The following is a 2,872-nucleotide window of genomic DNA, read 5'->3' as shown; positions in this document are numbered from 1 at the left end:
TTTTTTTTTTGCCTTAATGAACTCCCCTGTTTCATCCATCATTTTTCATTGTCTCTTCCATTTCGGACCGCAGGTACTTCCTAATCGTGGTGTTATGTAAACCTAGGATGTATGAGAGATGCATGCCAGTTCAGCGATTGAATTGATATTTTGACTGTGTAACAAAAAAACCCTAATGCCACAACATTAGGGTTTACAAAGATATACGTGTTGAAAGTAAATGAACTTTATAAGATATGTAGTTAGTGGATGTTTGGTTCCACACTTACTCAGGATGAATTATCCTAATTCTAATTTGTATGTCGATAATTTGAGAAAGCCTATTGTTAATAGGCTTTCTCATTCGGGCATTATTTCAACACATCAAAGACAAGTACTACAAGATGTCGTCTCTCAAGTCTAAGTAGACCGAACCATCTGATTCGATTTCAGCATAAAAAACTTGATTTACTGAATTAACGCCACTCTTTTTCAGTTCTTTTATTAACCATTCCTCAGTTAAGTTTAATCCCAATAAATTTTTCCTTACGATTATACCGTCTGTAATAATTGTGCAAGGCATAAACTTTGGTACAACAATTTGAGCTTTCACATCTTGTTTTGTTGCTGTTTGTTGGGCTATTTTTTTGAAAACACTAAGTTCTCCGTTTGTTTCTAACACTGCAAAGTGCACATCATTGACGGAGAAAATACCCTGCAACCTTAATAACATAGTTAAGTCAGCAATAGGAAGGCGGCTTGTTTTGAGTTCTTTTTCTAAAATTTTCCCGTTTTTGATAATAATCGCTGGTTTATCGTCTAGTAATTCTTTTGCCTTGCTTGATTTTAAAATAATATAACTTACGAGCAGTGCAAGAATTATCCACCATATTAAAGAAGTAATTCCATTTAAGTAATGTACATCATCATAGGCAGCGATACCTCCAGCTATTGAACCAATCGTTATTCCTGTGACGTAATCAAACAATGTAAGTTGACCTAATTGTTCTTTCCCTAAAATTCGCGTCAAAAAAAGCAGTATAGAAAAAGCAACAGTCGTTCTAATAATTATTTCCCAAAAACTATAATCTGCAAAATTCATATTTGATAATCCCTTCTTTTAGGTTGCTCTGAGCTTTATTATTTCCTGATCTTGGGTCATTATGTACATCAAGCTCCGGGGGATATATCAACCTATTGTGTATGGAGTGGCTATTTTTTCGAATACACAATCTACCTTTTCATAATGCATGGTTACAGAAGTATGTGGCTGTTTTTCTTTACCTATACGTAGGCGGAAAAGAGGAGAAGTGAGATCTTGCAAGGGGTGGGTGGAAGTTAAGCGATTGAATCGATGTTTCTTTGTAACACAAAAAACTACAATAAGTCTGATTTTCATAGTTTAAGTAGAAATCACAATACAGACAAGGGATGAGTGGCTATGAATAAAAATAATCAAAGTACCGGAACGCAAGAAATTGATGCGGCTAAACTAGTATTAATTGGGTCAGCGCTTGCCACGTTAGGAGATGCATTACAGACAATATCGGTAGGGCTTGCTCTTGAAGTATTAGAAAATCAAACCATGCCAGACCAAACAGATCAACTTAAAAAAATAGAAGATAATATGCAAAAACAAATTGATCATTTAACAAATGAATTATCTAAATTAAAAAGCCAAATCACTTGAGTTATATCCATATATGTCTAAATAGGGCACGTTCGGTTTGATAAGGGGGAAGCCATGAGAATGGCTCCCTACTTTCTCTTACGATTAGTCAAGTACTTCCTCATCCGGGTGTTATGTCAACTGGTTTGTATATGGAATACTTTCAACTTTCGAAGAGCATGATTACGCAACATGTTACGTAATCTAATACGTGCAATTATCCGGGCGATTGGTGTATAATACATTTAACTTTTAACTATACTAAAGAAAGAGGTGTTGAAAGTGAGTGAAACAATGACAATGGATAAACCGGTTTTCAATACAGATCAATTAATCTCTGCCTCTAAAGCAGCTAAAAAATTTGGAGCAGTTCGAAAAAACGCTAAAACAACGCCGCAATTTATCACAGATAACGGCGAAGTTGATTCTGTTGTATTAGGGTACGCTTATTTCGAACAAATGTTTTCTCGATTGAAAGAACTTGAAGAACTTGATGAAACGCGTATTTTGGCCGAAAGAATTAATCGTTTAGAAAATGATCCTGACTCAGCCATCTCATGGAAAGACCTCAGACGTTCTTAACCAATGTCGACAAAAGAAAACAATCAAGTCATTCAACCCAAGTTCGAAGTTCGTTTTGATCGTGATGCTGCTAAAGAGTATGGAAAATTATCGCAACCTGTTTTAGGAATCGTTAACAAATCAATTGAAGAGTTAGAGGTTCGTGCCGATGTGATTGGTAAAAATCTAGGTAATAAAAGAGATATGAAATTAGCTGGTTGTAAAGAAATAAAATTACGAGAAGCCGGAATAAGAATAATCTACAGGGTTACCAATGAAACTGTAGATGTACTCAAGGTCGTCTATGTTTTGACGATTGAGAAGCGAAGTGACGATTTCGCTTTTAAATTAGCTTCTCAAAGATTAAAACTTTTTAAGAGAACAGATAAACCCACTGTTTTAAGCAAATCCCGAAAATGGGAAAAGAAATAACTACATACGATTAAACAAACGGACTAATTTTTCTTAGTCCGTTTGTTTGCGTTTTACATTTTGCCTCTATGTCAACCTTAATCTAAGATAGTCAATCGTGTCCCTATACTTAGTTTCGTATAGGTTAGTGAACTTAGATTGTTGAACGAGTTCTTGAACATGAATGAAAGTGCCAAACCTGAGAAAACACTGTAAATAGGGGGTGTACATTAACTCCTGGTTTTCTGAACA

4 protein-coding genes are annotated in these 2,872 nt (G+C 35.2%); 3 read left to right on the top strand and 1 reads right to left on the bottom strand.

From position 1 onward, the window contains the following. Positions 1–376 precede the first annotated feature (376 nt). Positions 377–1,081 (bottom strand): DUF421 domain-containing protein, encoded by a 705-nt coding sequence (locus ACFPYN_RS09750; RefSeq protein WP_377733844.1) that lies wholly within the window; start codon positions 1,079–1,081, stop codon positions 377–379. Between the two features lie 339 nt (positions 1,082–1,420). Here ACFPYN_RS09750 and ACFPYN_RS09745 point away from each other — a divergent pair, with 339 nt between their 5' ends. From ACFPYN_RS09745 to ACFPYN_RS09735, 3 genes are all read left to right on the top strand, one after another. Next, positions 1,421–1,669 carry a translation initiation factor 2 gene (locus ACFPYN_RS09745; protein WP_377733843.1) on the top strand — a complete coding sequence of 83 codons (249 nt, stop codon included), beginning with the start codon at positions 1,421–1,423 and terminating at the stop codon, positions 1,667–1,669. A gap of 261 nt (positions 1,670–1,930) precedes the next feature. Next, the gene (locus tag ACFPYN_RS09740) at positions 1,931–2,230 is read left to right on the top strand and encodes a hypothetical protein (protein ID WP_377733842.1); all 300 of its coding nucleotides are present in this window, start codon (positions 1,931–1,933) and stop codon (positions 2,228–2,230) included. A 3-nt stretch (positions 2,231–2,233) separates the two neighbouring features. Further along, the gene (locus ACFPYN_RS09735; protein ID WP_377733841.1) at positions 2,234–2,641 is read left to right on the top strand and encodes a type II toxin-antitoxin system RelE family toxin; all 408 of its coding nucleotides are present in this window, start codon (positions 2,234–2,236) and stop codon (positions 2,639–2,641) included. Positions 2,642–2,872: the final 231 nt, after the last annotated feature.

The organism is Paenisporosarcina macmurdoensis, from assembly GCF_042658845.1.
Taxonomy (GTDB): domain Bacteria; phylum Bacillota; class Bacilli; order Bacillales_A; family Planococcaceae; genus Paenisporosarcina; species Paenisporosarcina macmurdoensis.
This window is presented reverse-complemented; position numbering and strand designations above follow the sequence as displayed.